The sequence below is a fragment of the Pontibacter sp. SGAir0037 genome (assembly GCF_005491705.1).
Classification (GTDB): domain Bacteria; phylum Bacteroidota; class Bacteroidia; order Cytophagales; family Hymenobacteraceae; genus Pontibacter.
The window spans coordinates 1995530-2011479 of the sequence record NZ_CP028092.1 but is presented as its reverse complement, the minus strand read 5'-3'; the positions used below and the strand labels follow the sequence as shown (position 1 = coordinate 2011479).

The following is a 15950-nucleotide window of genomic DNA, read 5'->3' as shown; positions in this document are numbered from 1 at the left end:
TGACCCAATTTCACAGAGAAATACCTTACAATGGTTTACCCTTACTTCCTCCGAAGACAGATCTGGAAACTAAGGAAGTCATGCGAAAGACCGTCAAAGCAAGTAGGGCATTAGCTCAGTTGAATGGAGCCATCATTAATCTGCCTAACCCCAGCCTCTTTCTAGACACAATTCATCTGCAGGAAGCCAAGGCAAGCTCTGAAATAGAGAATATCATCACCACCAATGATGACCTCTATAAATCAGTCGTAGCTGAAAAGAGGTATGAATCTACAGCAGCAAAAGAGGTTATAAGCTATAAGGAGGCGTTGTGGTACGGCTTGGAAAAACTCAAAGAGAGACCCTTCATCACAACAAATCTTTGCGTGGAGATTATGCAATGCATAAAGCAGAACACATCAGGTATCAGAACCACGCCAGGCACAACCTTATCCAACGCACAAGGCGAAGTAATCTACACGCCGCCGTCAGGGGAAACGGTAATACGCGAGAAAATGGCAAACCTGGAGCGCTTCATTAACGAGGAAAGCACCTTGGATCCGCTCATCAAAATGGCTGTAATGCACTACCAGTTCGAGGCAATACACCCGTTCATTGATGGCAACGGACGTACAGGTAGGATCTTGCTTCTGCTCTACCTGAAAATGGAAAAGCTGCTGGATGTGCCCGCGCTCTTCTTAAGTGAGTATATCATACATCACAAGGCGGATTATTATCAGAAGCTAAGAGCCGTTACGGAAGCAGGAGACTGGGAGGGCTGGATTCTCTACATGCTGGACATGATTGAAAAAACAGCTACCAGCGGGCTTAAAAAACTAGAGGAGATTATGGCCGTTATGGAAGCCACCTCGGAAGAAATTAAGGAGAAATTGCCCAAAGTATACTCAAAAGAGCTGATAGAAATTTTGTTCAGACTACCTTATACTAAACGTCAGTTTCTGATAGAGGCAAACATGGGAACACCAAAGACTGTGGGGAATTACCTGATAGCGCTTGAGCAAGAAGGTTTTTTAAGGGCAACTAAGGTAGGAAAAGAAAAACTCTACTTAAACCAGCGGTTAATGGAAGTACTGGAAAGCAAGGAAAAAGCACGAATGCACAACACCAGCTATAGTGCATAAACGCACCATAGCCAAGTCCGTTAATCCAGCAGGCTGTGGTTGCCTACCCAGAGCTGCCCAAAATCGTTGAACCCGGCTCCGAGCACTGCCCTGAAAGAAGCAATGGCCTGCTCCAGGATCTCCTTCCGGCGCGCTGCTTCTCCTGCTGTATGGCTTCTTCGAATTTAGCGATACCGCCAATCGTGAGGTCCTCAAAATCGATGCTGTTCCAGTAATGGTCGAACGTGGCTTTCGCCTTCTCCAGGATGTGCGGGTTCTCCTGGCTGGTCACGCGTAAATTCCACTCTAGTCCTTTTTTTAAAGCCGATTTGGAGAGGTTGGAAGAGCCGATGAAAGCGGTGTTGAAACGGGTGTTCCGCTCAAAGATATAAGCCTTGGCGTGCAGGCGCTCGATCTTGGTCTGGTAAGAGATCCTGATCTGCGTATTGGGTAGCTTCGACAGGAAATCCAGCGCTCGGGCCTCTGTTGCCCCCATGTAGGAGGTTGTGATAATCCGGAGCTCGGCACCTTCGCGGGAGGTAAACTCTCGCAAAGCCCGCTCAAAAATCCGCAGGCCAGACCACCGGATAAAAGAAATGATCCAGTAGATTCTGTCCGCCGATAAGATGTCGCGCTCAATCTCTGTGTCAATCGAGATATCCGAGTTACTCCCTGTAAACAGGTTGCTGACGGAGAGGCCCGTCTGCGGAATTTTCCGGTGCAGCTCGTCGTGCAGTTGCCTGTCTGTTTTACCGATCTTCGAGAGAATAGCGGTTAGAATTTGTTCTTCGTGGTAAATCAGGCTATCGCTTGCCTCCAGGTTGAGCTTTTCATCCACAAACTGAATGACCTCATTGCAGAACTTCACCTGTTGCCGAATGTCTTCCTTTTTCAGCTCTTTTAGAGCCAGCTGCAGCAGGTTGATCAGGTAGTTAGAAAGAACCCTAGCCGCTTCCTCCTTATCGATTAGCGCCTGCGCGATGAAGAACTTCTCAGCAGGTATAGCACTGATTTTTTCTTTGAGTGAGGCCGAGATTAACTGTTCGTAGATTCCTTCTTTCAGCATAGAGTAGCGTTAGGGCAGGCTAAAATAAGAAGAATTTTTGAACTGGCTTACCCCTTAAACGTATCCGGCCGACCAAGTGCATATTTTGTAGTTGAGTTGCAGGGCTTAGTTTTGCTGGTAAAAAGAGAGAGATGACCCACCAGGAAAAGATGCTCCACTTAGTGGAGGTTTATGAGCAAAGCGGGCAGAGCCAGCGGGCCTTCTGTCAGGAGCAGGGCCTAAAAGTTTCTCAGTTTATCTACTGGATCCACAAAGTACGGAAGGAAAAGCAGCCGGCTTCCGGTTTTATGCAGCTAAGCGCTGAGCGAGCAGCTAGCTACCTGGAGGTAATTTATCCCAATGGCGTGCAGGTACGGGTCGATTCCCGGGACCTGGCCCTTGTGAGCCGCCTGCTGCACCTTTACTAAATGCTCAGCCTCACCTCCTCCCTCCGCTACCTGCTCTACCGAGGCCACTGCGACATGCGCAAATCCTTCGACGGCTTGTGCGGTCTGGTAGGATCGGAACTGGGCCGCAGTCCCACAAGCGGTGAAGTGTTCGTGTTTCTCAACCGCAAACGTACCCATCTCAAGCTGCTCCACTGGGAACACGGGGGCTTTGTGCTCTACTACAAAAGGCTCGAGCAGGGCACCTTTCCGCTGCCCAAAGCGACAGGGGGCAGCGCCATGAGCTGGAGCGAACTGGTGCTGATGGTGGAAGGAATCGAAGTGGTGAAGAGCAACCGCAGGAGAAGATTTTCTTTGCCACCATAGACGCATTATCCTTGGTGCCATGGCTGTTTTTGCTTATTTTTAGAGCATGCAAACGGTACTGGAAAACCTCTCCAAACAGGAGCTGCTGGAGCTTATTTCCAGCCGTGACGAGAAGATCGCCTACCTGGAGGCCCAGGTGGCCATGTACCGCCGCATGCAGTTCGGCCAGAGGCGCGAGCGCTTCGAGGGCGACGCCTCCCAGTTCCAGCTTCCCTTTGAAGCTGCGGCCAAAGAGGTAGAAGAGCAGCACCAGGAGGTAAAGCAGAAGATCGACTACGTGCGCCGTCGCCCCCGCCACCACGGTCGCGCCAAGCTCCCTGAGCACCTGCCCGTGGAGGAAGTAGAGATACACCCGGAAGGAGACCTCTCCCAGATGGTGTGCATCGGCCAGGAAGTCACCGAGGAGCTCGAGTGCGAGCCGGCCCGCTTCTTCATCCGCCGCTACATCCGCTATAAGTATGCCGCCAAAGACAAAGAAAGCGTGGTGATCGGCCAGCTGCCGGAACGGGTGATCGACAAAGGCATCGCCGGGGCCGGACTGCTGGCCTCCATCCTGGTGGATAAGTACATGGACCACCTGCCGCTCTACCGCCAGAAGCAGCGCTTCGCCCGGGAGGGCATCCAGATAGCCTCCTCCACCATTGAGGGTTGGACCAAGGAGGCGCTCTTGAAGCTCGAGCCGCTCTACGAGCAGCTGGTATTCGACACCAAGGCAAAAGGCTACCTGCAGGTGGATGAGTCGCCGATCAAAGTGCTGGACTCGGATAAGAAAGGTGCCGCCCATACCGGCTGGTACTGGGTCTACCATGCCCCCCTGGACAGGACGGTGCTCTTCGACTACCAACCCACGCGCGCTGCGGTGGGGGTAAAGCTTATGCTTGATGGTTTCCGGGGCTACCTGCAGACCGACGGCTACGCAGTGTACGAAAAGTACGGCAGGAAAAAGGAGGTCACCCACCTGGCCTGCTGGGCCCATGCCCGAAGAGAGTTCGAGCGGGCCCTGGAAAATGACAAGGCAAGGGCTGGCAAAGCGCTCACCCTCATCCAGCTCTTGTATGCAGTGGAAAGGAAGGCAAAAGAAGAGGGGCTGGAGGCAGCAGCCATTAAAGAACTACGGCTCTCTGAGTCGCTGCCGGTGCTCAACGAGCTGGGCAAATGGATCTTCGAGGAGATCAAGAGCACGCTGCCCAAGAGCCAGATCGGCAAAGCCATGGCCTACGCCTACGCCCGCTGGGACGCCCTCTCGGCCTACCTCTACGACGGCAGCCTGCACATCGACAACAACGGGGTGGAGAACGCCATCCGGCCGCTGGCCCTGGGACGCAAGAACTACCTGTTCGCCGGCTCACATGATGCTGCAAAGCGGGCCGGTATGATCTACTCCTTCCTGGCCATCTGCAAAAAGCATGAGGTAAACCCCTACCAGTGGCTAAAACACACCCTGCAAAACATCATGTCCATCAACCACAAAAACATCAAAGACCTCTTCCCGCAGAACTTCAAAAACAAAGCAAATATGTAGTTCATAGGGCCGATACCCTTAAACACCTGTTCCCTATGCCAAGCCAAGTTCGCAGCGCTCGGGAAATGCTTCTCCCCGAATGGCAGCGTGAGCGTTTTGCCTCTGAGATGCAGCAGGGCGTAAGCATTGGTCAGGTCTTCGGCAATGGCATCCGAAACGAGTATGCGCAGCTTTTCACTCACGGAAACAAGTCCCCGGTCGAAGGCCCGGTGCAGGTTGGGGCAGAGGGCCAGCCCGTTATTAACCTTGTCGTCTTTGCTCAGGCTGAAGGGCACGATATGGCAGGCGTCGATCATGGAGTAGCCGTGACTGGAAACCAGGCGCATGCCCGACATGCAGCAGGTATGGTTGTATACCTGTGGTACCAGCTTTTTGAACAGGCCACCCCGGATAAACAGCTCTTCCTCGTTTGCTGCGCTTTCCGGCAGCGCATAGCTGGCCGTGCTTTCGTTGAGCAGGTAGCGCTGCAGGTTTTGGATGTAGCTGCCTTGCTTGATGGCAAGATAACTGTTTTTTGTATCGGGAAAATACCTGTCCAGAAGTGCTGTTTTCAGCACGTCCCGGTGTTCTTTGCGGTGAAGCAAAGCATACAGCTCCTCGGAAAAGCATCCGTAGTCCACCGCTTCATGAAGCTTGTTAAAGTTGCCGATATAAACCTGCAGCGGTACACCCAGCCGGGTTCTGATGGTCCAGAATCCTTCGCCGGATAAGTGATAGAAGGGGAAGAAGAAGTCTGCCTTATGGGCCGTTTTCACCAGTAGGGCAAAGATCTCTTTAAACAGCGCTACCAGTTCCGGTGAAATATATACTTTGTTAGCTGTGATTTCCCCTTTCTCGAAGAGCTCTATAAAAGTGAGCAGCAGGATAGGCTTGTGCGGTGCTTTCCCGTATTTGGTGACGCCCTGGCGCAGGTGTGTCAGTTTCTTCAGGTACGTAGGCAGGGCAGCAGCAGGAGCCGTCATGGGTTGGTCGGGGTTTTGGGCTAAAGCTACGCAATTTTTTGATTATGTGTAGCAGCGTTACAGGTATGGCTGTAGTGGTGGCCGGAGTAGGTTCAGAGTGTTTCCCTGAACAACATCATTGGGCTCCTTCCATACTAAAATGTGGCTTTGAGTTACCGGAATAGCGCTTCGCCTGTTGCTTATTGTCTTATACAGGTCGTAAGGCAGGAGCATGATCTTGAAGTAGTGCTCCTTGTTGACGCATTTACTCTGGTAGTCCTCCCCATCAAGAAGGTGAGCACGCTGGATGCCGATGTTGTCGTACACGGCCACGGGGAAGGAGTCGTCCTGATGGGCTTCTTCAAACTTTGTCCCAGCGCAGCAAACAGGGCCGGCAGCTGTTCTTTGAGTGCTTGTAGACGACGGTTGAAGCCGGACTTACCAACAGATTGGCTGTTTCTGTTTTTTGCAATTGTAGTTATTGCATGGCTTAATCAAATTTTTATGGTGGTAAAGATTTTTACTAATACAATGTTACTTTAAATAACTATATATTTTGTTTAAAATATTAAGTTTCAATTTAATAAGTAGAGTGTTGCTGAAAAACAAGGGGATTTCCTATGTTACTTTGGTATATAAACCTTCCTGTTAATTTATCTGCTTATTTTCAATATTGTTCTAACAAATTTTAAAAGCAGCGGCTGTTAGAGTTTTCTGGTTTACACAATTATATTATTCGGCTAATACTAATCAAACAACAGCGTGAAGAGGATTATTGATTGAAATAGACTGAGCTTCTTAAGGTAAAACATTTCAGGAACACTGGCCCTGGATTGTTGTGCAGTTGCTTGTAATGTGACGCTATCAATAGAAATAAAAAAAATCAGTTGAGGGGGAAGAAAAGTCATGAATGCTTTTAAGATAAATTCTTATGATTCACAAACTTTATTTATTATACCTATGATGACAAAGAGAAAATATGGAGTGGCTTTGCTCATGTTCTTAATGTTTTCCTGTGAGCAGGAAGAGATGATACCCACTGAGCAAGGTGTTGATTTATTAAAACATGAGTTGACTAAGAAAGAATCGATTTACTTTGACTGGGAGAATGCTCCCCAACTTAGATTCGGAGACGACGGAACCCTGTACACTTTGCCCTGGTACAGCGGTGCCCCCACTCAATTGCCTGATTTCATCTTGCAAGAGTATACAAAGGCCGACGGCTGGGAATTGATGTATAACTTCTGTTCGGAGGATGGCGACCCTGGTAAGAACTACCTGATTTTTTACAATAAGTTTACGGGGGTGGTTAGAAGCTACTACTATGTTAGCCATAACCCTTCCGGTAACTCCAATGATGGCATGTGGGCTCTTAACATGCCAGGCACCCATGCGCTGCTAAATAACGTAGGGTACTTTGCTAAACCGATGGACTATTTAGTTAACAACCCTATAGCAATCTCTACCAATATTTCTATGGAACCTTTAACCAAAGCTTTTGCCTTTGGATGGAACGCTTTTGATACGGAGATTACTTACGACAGCAACCTGAACAAGAGTATTAGAATGGGTGTGGCAACTTATAACAAGAATATTTCTGACTTTACCGTCAGTGGCGGGTTTAACTCAAACTCTGAGGGGGCTATCATAACTACCAACACCACAAATCAGGCACAAAATTTCACTAATAATGCTGCCAAAGCAGCAGGAAAGTCAGCCGGCTCGTGGATAAAAGAAAATGTTGGTACAAAAGACAATGCCAGCAAGATTATTAAACTGGCGGCAAGCGTTTTGCCTGATATTGCTTCAGGAGGTGTATCCACGCTAGTGAAAGAAGGGATAAACCTGGTGTTTGGTTCTTTTATAGGAAAGCAAAGCAACACAACTAATACGAAGCAGAGCCTAGAGTTTAAAACGAATGGCACAATATCCCTGTCAGGCCAGATAACGGGAACGGGCGGATCTAATGTGGTGCCAATCGCAAATTTGTATGTTCCCATGACGCAGATGTCGAGTACCTACAACTTGCCACATTACAATAAAAGATTGGGGGTTTGGAATCTTGCTACCACACCAGTTGTAAAAGAGGCAGCTCAGGCTGTTTTGGTGGGGCAAAATAGTTACCAGTATGTTTACAATAGGGATGTATATGTTGATCAGTCTTCCATTAATATTGTTATTAATCCGGACATTCTTTCAGAAATAGACCGCTATGAGACTAAGGTGGACTTGGTTTACTATGCCAAATTTCAAGGTGAATTAAACTGGAACGGCCCTGAGCAGGGCTATGGTACACCTCCACCAAGTGGTAACTTGATTTACAAGGATGATGCAAACGAGTTTTGGAAAATATTTGGGGAGGAGATTTATGGTGGCGAGCCAGATTACCCATCCACTTGGCCAAGCATGCCAAGCGGACAGATTTTAGGTGTACCCTACATCCGTTACCCCTACGTGAATAATAAATATGTCGTAAAAGTGACTGTGACATTGTATCCCAAGGCAGGGTATAACCAAGAACCAGTCACTATCACGAGGAGCTACATTCCCAATGTTAAACTTTACAACCTTGCCTATGCTTATCCAGAGGACAGGGTATAGCACTACAGGATTATTTTAGTCCACTCTATTGAAAGCTTGGTTACAGGTTATTGACCAGTGACTTGGCTTTCTTTCATAAGCACTGGAGCAGATCCGTAGTGGAATTGCTACCTTTGATTGGAGACCTTTGTTAGGCAGATTTAAGAAGACGATGAAGACAGAGATAGCCTTACCACCACCAATTTGCCACCAGGCAGGAGGCTCGGCAGGCCGTGTTTGAGTACATTGAGGGTTTCTATAACCGGAAAAGGAGGCGTTAAGCGCTTGGCTACCTAACTCCTTGCTGATATGAAAACCTCTTATACGTCCAAGCTGTCGCTGCGCTGCCTGAATAAAGTCTCCAGTAAAGCATCGTAATTTCACGGAGCGGGTGCTCTCGGGCGGGAGGGCTACTAAGTGATCCGGCGCTACAGCCAGCCCCGCACCAAAGAGGTGCCGGAGCAGTGTCGGCTCTTTTATTTGATGATCTGGGTACGGAGCGCAGCCTGCAGTACTATGGCAACCTTATAATTGCAAAAGGCGGTACTTACCACAACCTAGTACGGAGCGCAGCCTGCAGTACTATGGCAACACCTGCAATGTCATGGGAGATATCTTTCTCAGCCGCTAAAATTAATTTGTGCAGGAAAAGCTCCTCAGGCACGCCACCACCAACCTGGGCAGCAGTGAACTGGAAAAAATGTATGGCAGGCGGGTCCGCTCCCGGATGCGGGAGATGTTCAACCTGGTGAGTTTATGGCAGGAGGCAGGTGACAAGTGCTGCTGAACCTGTACACGGAGTGCAGCAATTAAAAACCACGTTACGGTAAATTTCTTTATACTCAGTCCACAGGCCCTATGAAACAACTAAGCATCCGTCACCATGTATCGATTCTACTCGCAGTTACTATTGCGCACACCCGCTTACCCCGTCTCCACCTACCTTGAAACTGAACTCCAGGAGCTGCTGACGGAACCGCATTTCAGGGCGGCCATTTTCCTGGCCAGTCCTTTCCTTTACCAGGAGCTGAAAAAAAGAAGCTTTCAGGTGCCCTTGCTATCCCCGGGCGCCCTGCATGCGCTATCCAAGTACCGCAACAGGATGTGTTTCCGGCCTACGCCTTTCGGGCTGTTCTCCGGTTTTGCTCTTGCACACTGGGCTGCATCCCCCGGTCGGCCGCTTATCATGCACAAGGACAAGTACAAGATAAAAGCCAGCCTGAGCTTCAGCGAGACCTTAAAGAATGCTGCAAAGATTCTGGACGCTGAACTGGCTGACTGCCACACGTACCGGACAAACGGGTCGTTGTACAAGGCTGGAAGCACATATCGGTTCCTTACGTGCCAGCAACCGGGTGTGGGGGAGGTGGCCCTCCGTTTTTCAATCGATACGGTGCCCTACCAGGCTTTCCTGCGCGACATCCTGCATTTCTGTAAAGAGGACAGGCTCAGGGAGGAGGTAGTGGGCCTGATCCGGGAAAGGACGCAGGCTCAGGCTCCGACCGCGGTGTGCGAGGAGTTTTTCGACCAGTTGGTGGCGCAGCAGCTGCTCCTGTCCACGCTCGCACCAAATAGCACCGGGCCGGAGTACCTGCCCCGCTTGCTGGACGTGTGCCACCTGGAAGGCCGGGACAGTGCCGGAACAGAGCGCCTAGCGTCTCTGCTGGCAGAGCTGGAGGCCTTGTCCCGGGAAGGGATCTGCGAAGGGAGCGTGTCCCTGCTCCGGCTTGGTGACAAACTGGTGGGGGCCGACACCGGCAAGCCAGGGCTGTATGTTAACCTGGACCTGGGATCGGTTACGGGGGGAGTGGATGCCGTGCACCAGCAAAACATCCTCGACGGCCTGCAAGGCCTATGGGCATTGCTGCCTTCGCGCCGGCCGCAGGGACTGCAGGACTTTAGCCTGGCGTTCAAGCGAAAGTTCGAAAACAGGACCGTCCCACTCCTCCTGGCGCTTGACCCGGAGGCAGGAATAGGCTACCAGGACCTGACCGATGGCCATGCCGTCTCAAAGCTGCTGGAAGGTATCAGCCTGAGGTGCCTGGGAGGGGAGGCGGCGGCCACGCCTTTTGACTGGTCTCCGGCCCATGCCATGCTGATGGAAAAGTGGCGGACTACCGGCAACGCGGCAGCGCCCCTGGTGCTGACCGAGGAGGAACTGCAGCAGCTACCGAAGCGGAAGGCGACAGACCTCAGGCCGCCCAGCATTTCGGTGCTTTTCCGGGTGCTGGACAACCAGGTCGTGCTGGAACAGGCAGGGGGCGTGAGCGCTACAGCCTTGCTGGGCCGGTTTACCCCGCTTCACGAGGAGGTGGAGGCCATGGCCCGGGAACTGGTGCAAAAGGAGGAAGCAGCGAACCCCGGCGTGGTCTTTGCCGAGATCGCCCACCTCGGGGACATCCATGTGGCGAACATCGAGCACCGGAAGGCTCTCCGTGCGTATGAAATTCCGGTGCTGGTCCATTCCACGCTCGACCGGCAACAGCAGCTGCCCTTGGCGGACCTGTGGGTCAGTATACAGGCGGACCAGGTCGTCCTCTTTTCCAAAAACCTGCAGCAGGTGGTCGTGCCGCGCCTAAGCTCTGCCTACAACTTCTCACGGGAGGACCTAGCTGTTTACCGTTTTCTGTGCGACCTGCAGTACCAGGGCATCGAGGCGGACTTCACTCTGGACCTGCAGCAGTTCTTTCCCGGAATGCGGCAGTATCCACGGGTGGTTTACAAGTCGGCCATCCTGCAGCTGGCCTCCTGGCATTTGGGCACGGAAGAACTGGGGGCGCTGCAGGCGGCTGTACAGGACCCGGAGCGGCTGCGTACGGCCATCGCGCGGCAGGGCTGGCCCCGGCATATTGCCCTGACAGAGCACGACCACCAACTGGTCATCGACCTGGAGCAGGAGGCGGACCTGGGCCTGTTCGCACGGGCGATCAGGCACAAGAAGTTCCTCTTGGTCCGGGAATATCCTTTCGCGGGGCAGGAAACCCCAACGGTCACAGACGAGACGGGAAATCCGTATATACACCAGTTTGTGGCGAGCCTGTACCAGGAGCAGGAGGTATACAAGGCGCTGCCCCTACCCGACATGAGCCAACAGGTAGGGAGAGCGGTGAAGCGGAAGACGCTGCCAGGTCAGGAGTGGCTGTACCTGAAAGTGTACTGCCATCCCGTTAGGTCCAATGAGCTGTTGACGAGGGCGTTCTTGCCGCTCATCAACCGGCTGGTGCGAAGCGGAGCAGTATGGGAGTGGTTCTTTGTGCGTTACCGGGACCCGGGATACCACCTGCGGATCCGGCTGGCCGTTCCCGAAACAGAAACGGGAAAGGTGTTACAGGCGATTCGCCAGAAGTTAAGCCCCTACGTGGAGGATGATACGGTCGCCGATGTACAGGTCGCCACCTATGAGCGGGAACTGGAGCGCTATGGTCCTGCCCTTATGGAGGCAGTGGAAAAGGTGTTCTGCGCCAGCAGTGCCCTGGTTGCCGCTGCCATTGGCAAAGCTGCGCCAGCGGAAGCCGACCATGCTCCCTACAGAACTGCTTTCGCCGGGGCAGAGGAGACCGCGGCTGCCTTCGGGTTTAGCCTGGAGGAGAAAACCACACTTTTCTCCCAGCTGTTTGAAAGCTTCTTTGAGGAATTCAAGGGGGACAAGGGCTTGAAGGAGCAGCTGAGCCGGAAGTACCGGGAGCTCAGCCTGGTGCCCGGGCTGATGCCAGACAACCCTGGCCCAACGGAAAGCCGCAAGGGTACCAGGAAGCAGCGGCAGGGGGGCTTTCACGCAGCCCTTATTGCCCTGGCAGAAAAGGCCAGGCGCACTCGGTCGGCAGATGTTCCCCAGCTGGTCAGTGACCTGGTGCACATGCACCTGAACCGGGTGTTTGTGGACCAGCCCCGGGAGCAGGAACTGGTTCTGTATTATTGCCTGTGGAGGCACTACAGGTCGCAGCTGGCACGCGCCAGGCCTTAGGGCGTCCGTTTGCTTTTGAGCAGGCGGGCCGTGATGGCCTCGAGAAAGTCGGCGCGGTAGCTGGCGCCCAAGCTGAGGACTTTCTTGTTGCTCAGAATGACCTGGTTGCCTTCAAGGGCGCGGACCTTGTCGTTGTGCACGATAAAGGATTTGTGGATCCTGGAGAACCGGTGCATGGGGAGGTGTTCCTCTACCTCTTTCATGGTTAGGTAGGTGGTCAGGGTGCCGCTACCGGTGTGGATTTTGATGTAATTCTGCCATGCCTCCACGAACTCGATCTCGTCAATGTCCACCCGCACAATCTTGCCCTTTACCTCGCTCTTGACAAAGAAGTAGTCGGCCTTGCCTGCCGGCTCGGCGTGAACGGGCTGCCTGCCGGCGAACATGTCCCGCACTTTGCCGACGGCTTTCAGGAATCGCTCATAGGTGATGGGCTTGAGCAGGTAGTCCACGGCATTCTTTTCATAGGCCTGGTACGCGTAGTCGGAATAGGCCGTGGTGAACACGACGGTGGTATAGGAGTTAAGCAGGGCTGCAAGCTCCACCCCGGAGAGCTGGGGCATATCCACATCGATAAAGGTAATGTCCGGTGTTGCAATCCCTTCCGTGATGAGCCGGAGGGCTTCCAGGGGATTTTCCTGCACGCCTGTGAGTTCAAGGCCGGGGGTTTTTTCAATATAGCGTGCCAGTACCTGGAGGGCGTGCGCCTCGTCGTCAACAACAAAACATTTCATTGGGTCATATCTATTTTAAGCGTTAGGGTGTAAAGTTGCTCGTCCTCCTTGATGTGCAGGGTGAATCCCTGTTCGCCGTAAAAGTCCCGGAGTCTTGTCTCCGCGTTCTGGATCCCAATCCCGTATCCTCTCCCGTTCAGGTGCCTTTTTTTCTTGTTCACAGAGCTGAATTCAAGGCGGCAATCGTGGCTGCCGATGTGGATTGCCGCCGGGAGGCTGGCATCGGTCAGGTCCCCATGCTTGAAGGTGTTCTCGACAAAGGTCAGCAGGATGAGGGGCGGGATGCGGTGTTGTCTGAACGGGCCGTTGTAGTGCATGTTCAGGTAGAGCGGGTAACTGAAGCGCAGTTGGTTCAGGGCCACGTACTTTTTGATGTGTTCCACCTCGCTGCTCAGGTCGGTCTTGCCGTCCTCGTGTACCCTGGTCAGCGCATAGTGCATGACCTCAGAGAGGAGCAGGACCCCGTGGGAGGCTTTCTCAGAGACATCCTGTACCGCGTTATAGATGAAGTTGAGGGTATTGAAGAGCAGGTGCGGGCTGATCTGCGCCTGCAGGAAAGCGTTCTGGGACCGGACTAGGTTCCTTTCCAGTTCGGAGCGTGCTTTCTCGGCCTCCAGGCGCTGTACCTGCAGCAGGTTGATCCGCCTGTTGTTGGCGAGGGTGTGCAGGAAGAACCAGTAGGCGGTGCTGAAGCCCAGGAAATAAACCCCGCGCCAGATATACTTCAGGACAAAGAAGCTGTCCACGAAGATCGGTTTGGGAACAGCGCGAAAGACGTTGAGCAGGTGTTCCAGGCCATACTCCACCAGGGTATAGAGCAGCAGTTCAAAGGGGATCAGTACCAGCAGCAGCAGGGGGCGTTGAGATCTTTCCAGGACATAATGAAGCACCACATGCGCATTGAGGTAGAACAGGGAAATGTTCACCAGGTAATAGCTTGCATATTCCCACCACTGGTTGCTTGTCGGGTTGAGGACGAGCGCCATGGACATCTCATAAACGATGAAGGCCGTCCAAGCCAGGGCATGCAGCAGCAGGATGCGGTATGTCGGTCGGGAATGCATGGTTAAACCAACGGATTATTTTTGAAAGCCGCAAGGTTTTTTATCTACAGAAAAGTCATGTTCGTGTAATTTTTTTCCCTTGTCTGCCGGCGTTTAATAGATTTCTTAAAACTATTCTAAATCTGATGAAGACACACCTGAAGAAAATGCACTTGCAGACGACCACGCTTTTCAAGTTTGCACAGAAAAAAATACGCCAGGGCCAGCAGCCTTGGGACCCGACGCTGACGATCACCGTGACGGGGGAAACAATCCTGGCCGTTGTGCCGGCAAAAGGGTAAGGCCACTCCGGTTTCCGGGCATGAGTAGGAAAGTATATGAACCTAGGGCATTTATTATATCGTATGAATCTGTCGACCGCACTTCCCCAACTGAATCCGCTTCATGTGCACCAGCCTGTGAGTTTTGTCATCAGCAGGCTGCTGCGGGGCCACAAAATCAACGTCAAACAGGAGGTACTCGAACAAAAGCTGGCGGAGCATCCCTTTTTTCCAAGTCTTCTGAGTATCAGCGACGTGCTGCATGGCGTGGGAATTACGCACAGTGCCTTCAAAGTGGAGGCCCAGGCCTTCGTTGAAAATTTCTCCCGCCCCGTTTTAGTTTACCTAACCGTTCAGAACGGGCAGTTTGCCGTGGTAGAACAGTTAACCGGCGGTAAAGTAAAAATTATAACTGAGAGCGGCGATACCCGCCACTACACCCTGGACTACTTTGCCAGGGTATGGGACGGGGTGGTGCTGGAACTGGATCCCTCCGTCTTCGGGAAGAAGGTACGCTCCTCGGGGGAGAAGGGCCTGTACCCTGCTTATTTCCAGCCGGTTGTTACAGGGAGCACCCTGCTGCTGAGCTGCTACCTGCTTGGCTGGAACACGGCCTATTTTTCCGCAGCGCAGCTGCTGTGCCTGCTCTTAAGTTTGGCCGGAGTAGGGGTGTCCTGGGTTTTGGTCCTGCAGCACCTAAATAAGGACAATGTGCTGGTGAAACAGTTGTGCCAAAGCAATACGCAGGAAGGGTGCGATACCGTGCTGGGCAGCAGATCCTCCCAGCTTACCCCGTGGCTGAGCATGGCCGAGGGCGGGTTACTCTTTTTCGCAGGGACGGCGTCCCTACTGCTTTTCTTTGAGGGTCCTGCTTTTTACATGCTGCTGGCGGTGGTGGCCCCGGTGTTTTCACTTTACGCGATTTACCTGCAGGCCTTTGTCCTCAGGCAATGGTGTAAGCTGTGCATGCTGGTGCATGGCATCGTGCTGTTGAACCTGCTGGCAGCTACCTGGTTGTACACGAGTTCCCAGCCACAGGCCCTTCTGCCCGGCTTGCACCAGGCCATTGCCTTCGTCCTGCCGGCCATGCTCTGGTTTGCGTTCCGAGAATTTGTCAAGTTCTTCAAGGAGCGCCAGCATTACAGGCAGGAGTACAAAAAGCTCAAGTCCAATCCGGGCTTTTTCCACGCCTTGATCAGAAAGCAGCCGAAGGTCCACATTCCGGAGGACCTAAAGGTATTCACCTTAGGGAACAGTGCGGCGATCCATGAGCTGGTGTTTGTTTCGAACCCCTACTGTGGCCCCTGTGCGGAAGCCCATGCCACGGTAGATGCCTGGTTGGAACAGGGAACGGATTTTAAAGTCACCACCATTTTTGCGCATCAGTCCCAGGAAGGGGACAAGCGTCGGCAGTTTGTGGAGTGGATCTCGGGGATCGGGGACAGGGAAAAGCTCAGAGCCGCGCTGCACGATTGGTATAGCAAAGGCAAATTATCCCCTGAAAACTGGATAAAGGACCATCAACTGCATAAGGCGCCGATCCGGTACCAGGACGAAAAGCTGGCCCAGTGGTTGAATATTGCGGACGTGGAGGCTACGCCGACCTTTTTCATCAACGGTTACAAAGTACCGGAGACCTATGCGATAGAGGACCTGCGCTACCTTATCAGCGAAGTGGAATAAGCTTAGTCTAGAGGACATCATTCACCTTAACCAAGAAGCCTTTCTTATGCCTTGACCTGCAGCAGTCCTGGTACCCCAGGGGTAGCCGGACACGGTGTGCTACCTGCCAAAACGGTAGCAGAACAGAAGTTAATTTAGTTATAAAAGTAAAGTTTTTACTGCTTTTTGATGTATAAAAGCAGGTTATACCATGAAGTCACAGAATTTACTTAGCAGAGCCGAAATGAAGAATATCGTTGGCGGCTTTAACGGATGCAATGTCAGTGTAACGTGTCCGGGTGGCG

At 52.4% G+C, this 15950-nt stretch carries 14 protein-coding genes and 1 pseudogene; 10 read left to right on the top strand and 5 right to left on the bottom strand.

What is annotated here, in order from left to right:
- Positions 1 to 80: 80 nt before the first annotated feature.
- Positions 81 to 1121, top strand: coding sequence for a Fic family protein (locus C1N53_RS08220; RefSeq protein ID WP_240773432.1), 1041 nt, complete (start codon positions 81 to 83; stop codon positions 1119 to 1121).
- 43 nt (positions 1122 to 1164) lie between these two features.
- Here the strand turns inward: C1N53_RS08220 and C1N53_RS08215 are convergent, their stop codons facing one another.
- Positions 1165 to 2166 carry a phospholipase D-like domain-containing protein gene (locus tag C1N53_RS08215; RefSeq protein WP_137758841.1) on the bottom strand — a complete coding sequence of 334 codons (1002 nt, stop codon included), beginning with the start codon at positions 2164 to 2166 and terminating at the stop codon, positions 1165 to 1167.
- Between the two features lie 131 nt (positions 2167 to 2297).
- Between C1N53_RS08215 and C1N53_RS08210 the strand changes: the two genes are divergently transcribed.
- Genes C1N53_RS08210 through C1N53_RS08200 form a run of 3 tightly spaced genes read left to right on the top strand, consistent with a single transcriptional unit; the run spans position 2298 to position 4440 of the window.
- The gene (locus C1N53_RS08210; RefSeq protein ID WP_137758840.1) at positions 2298 to 2573 is read left to right on the top strand and encodes an IS66 family insertion sequence element accessory protein TnpB; all 276 of its coding nucleotides are present in this window, start codon (positions 2298 to 2300) and stop codon (positions 2571 to 2573) included.
- Positions 2574 to 2918, top strand: coding sequence for an IS66 family insertion sequence element accessory protein TnpB (tnpB, locus tag C1N53_RS08205; RefSeq protein WP_137758839.1), 345 nt, complete (start codon positions 2574 to 2576; stop codon positions 2916 to 2918).
- A 46-nt stretch (positions 2919 to 2964) separates the two neighbouring features.
- On the top strand, positions 2965 to 4440 hold the full coding sequence (locus C1N53_RS08200; RefSeq protein WP_137758838.1) for an IS66 family transposase: 1476 nt from the start codon (positions 2965 to 2967) through the stop codon (positions 4438 to 4440).
- Here the strand turns inward: C1N53_RS08200 and C1N53_RS08195 are convergent.
- Positions 4338 to 5402: an HNH endonuclease gene (locus C1N53_RS08195; protein WP_137758837.1), complete on the bottom strand. Its 1065-nt coding sequence runs from the start codon at positions 5400 to 5402 to the stop codon at positions 4338 to 4340. The two genes, C1N53_RS08200 and C1N53_RS08195, sit on opposite strands and share 103 nt — an antisense overlap.
- 57 nt (positions 5403 to 5459) lie before the next feature.
- The gene (locus tag C1N53_RS08190) at positions 5460 to 5708 is read right to left on the bottom strand and encodes a hypothetical protein (protein ID WP_137758836.1); all 249 of its coding nucleotides are present in this window, start codon (positions 5706 to 5708) and stop codon (positions 5460 to 5462) included.
- A gap of 633 nt (positions 5709 to 6341) precedes the next feature.
- Between C1N53_RS08190 and C1N53_RS08185 the strand changes: the two genes are divergently transcribed.
- From C1N53_RS08185 to C1N53_RS08175, 4 genes and pseudogenes are all read left to right on the top strand, one after another.
- Positions 6342 to 7982: a hypothetical protein gene (locus C1N53_RS08185; protein WP_137758835.1), complete on the top strand. Its 1641-nt coding sequence runs from the start codon at positions 6342 to 6344 to the stop codon at positions 7980 to 7982.
- A 179-nt stretch (positions 7983 to 8161) separates the two neighbouring features.
- Positions 8162 to 8242: pseudogene (locus tag C1N53_RS08180) on the top strand (IS3 family transposase); the annotation flags it as partial.
- Positions 8243 to 8601: 359 nt separating this feature from the next.
- On the top strand, positions 8602 to 8748 hold the full coding sequence (locus tag C1N53_RS22510; RefSeq protein WP_168193993.1) for a hypothetical protein: 147 nt from the start codon (positions 8602 to 8604) through the stop codon (positions 8746 to 8748).
- Positions 8749 to 8844: 96 nt separating this feature from the next.
- Positions 8845 to 11925, top strand: coding sequence for a lantibiotic dehydratase (locus C1N53_RS08175; protein ID WP_137758834.1), 3081 nt, complete (start codon positions 8845 to 8847; stop codon positions 11923 to 11925).
- Here C1N53_RS08175 and C1N53_RS08170 read toward each other — a convergent pair.
- Both C1N53_RS08170 and C1N53_RS08165 read right to left on the bottom strand, forming a co-directional pair.
- Positions 11922 to 12659, bottom strand: coding sequence for a LytTR family DNA-binding domain-containing protein (locus tag C1N53_RS08170; protein ID WP_137758833.1), 738 nt, complete (start codon positions 12657 to 12659; stop codon positions 11922 to 11924). The two genes, C1N53_RS08175 and C1N53_RS08170, sit on opposite strands and share 4 nt — an antisense overlap.
- A complete protein-coding gene (locus tag C1N53_RS08165) occupies positions 12656 to 13723 on the bottom strand; it encodes a sensor histidine kinase (protein WP_137758832.1) in 1068 nt (355 codons plus the stop codon). The genes C1N53_RS08170 and C1N53_RS08165 overlap by 4 nt, the downstream gene beginning before the upstream one ends.
- A gap of 125 nt (positions 13724 to 13848) precedes the next feature.
- Between C1N53_RS08165 and C1N53_RS22505 the strand changes: the two genes are divergently transcribed.
- Both C1N53_RS22505 and C1N53_RS08160 read left to right on the top strand, forming a co-directional pair.
- Positions 13849 to 14004: a hypothetical protein gene (locus C1N53_RS22505; protein ID WP_168193992.1), complete on the top strand. Its 156-nt coding sequence runs from the start codon at positions 13849 to 13851 to the stop codon at positions 14002 to 14004.
- Positions 14005 to 14067: 63 nt separating this feature from the next.
- Positions 14068 to 15666: a vitamin K epoxide reductase family protein gene (locus C1N53_RS08160; protein ID WP_168193991.1), complete on the top strand. Its 1599-nt coding sequence runs from the start codon at positions 14068 to 14070 to the stop codon at positions 15664 to 15666.
- The last annotated feature ends 284 nt before the right edge of the window (positions 15667 to 15950 follow it).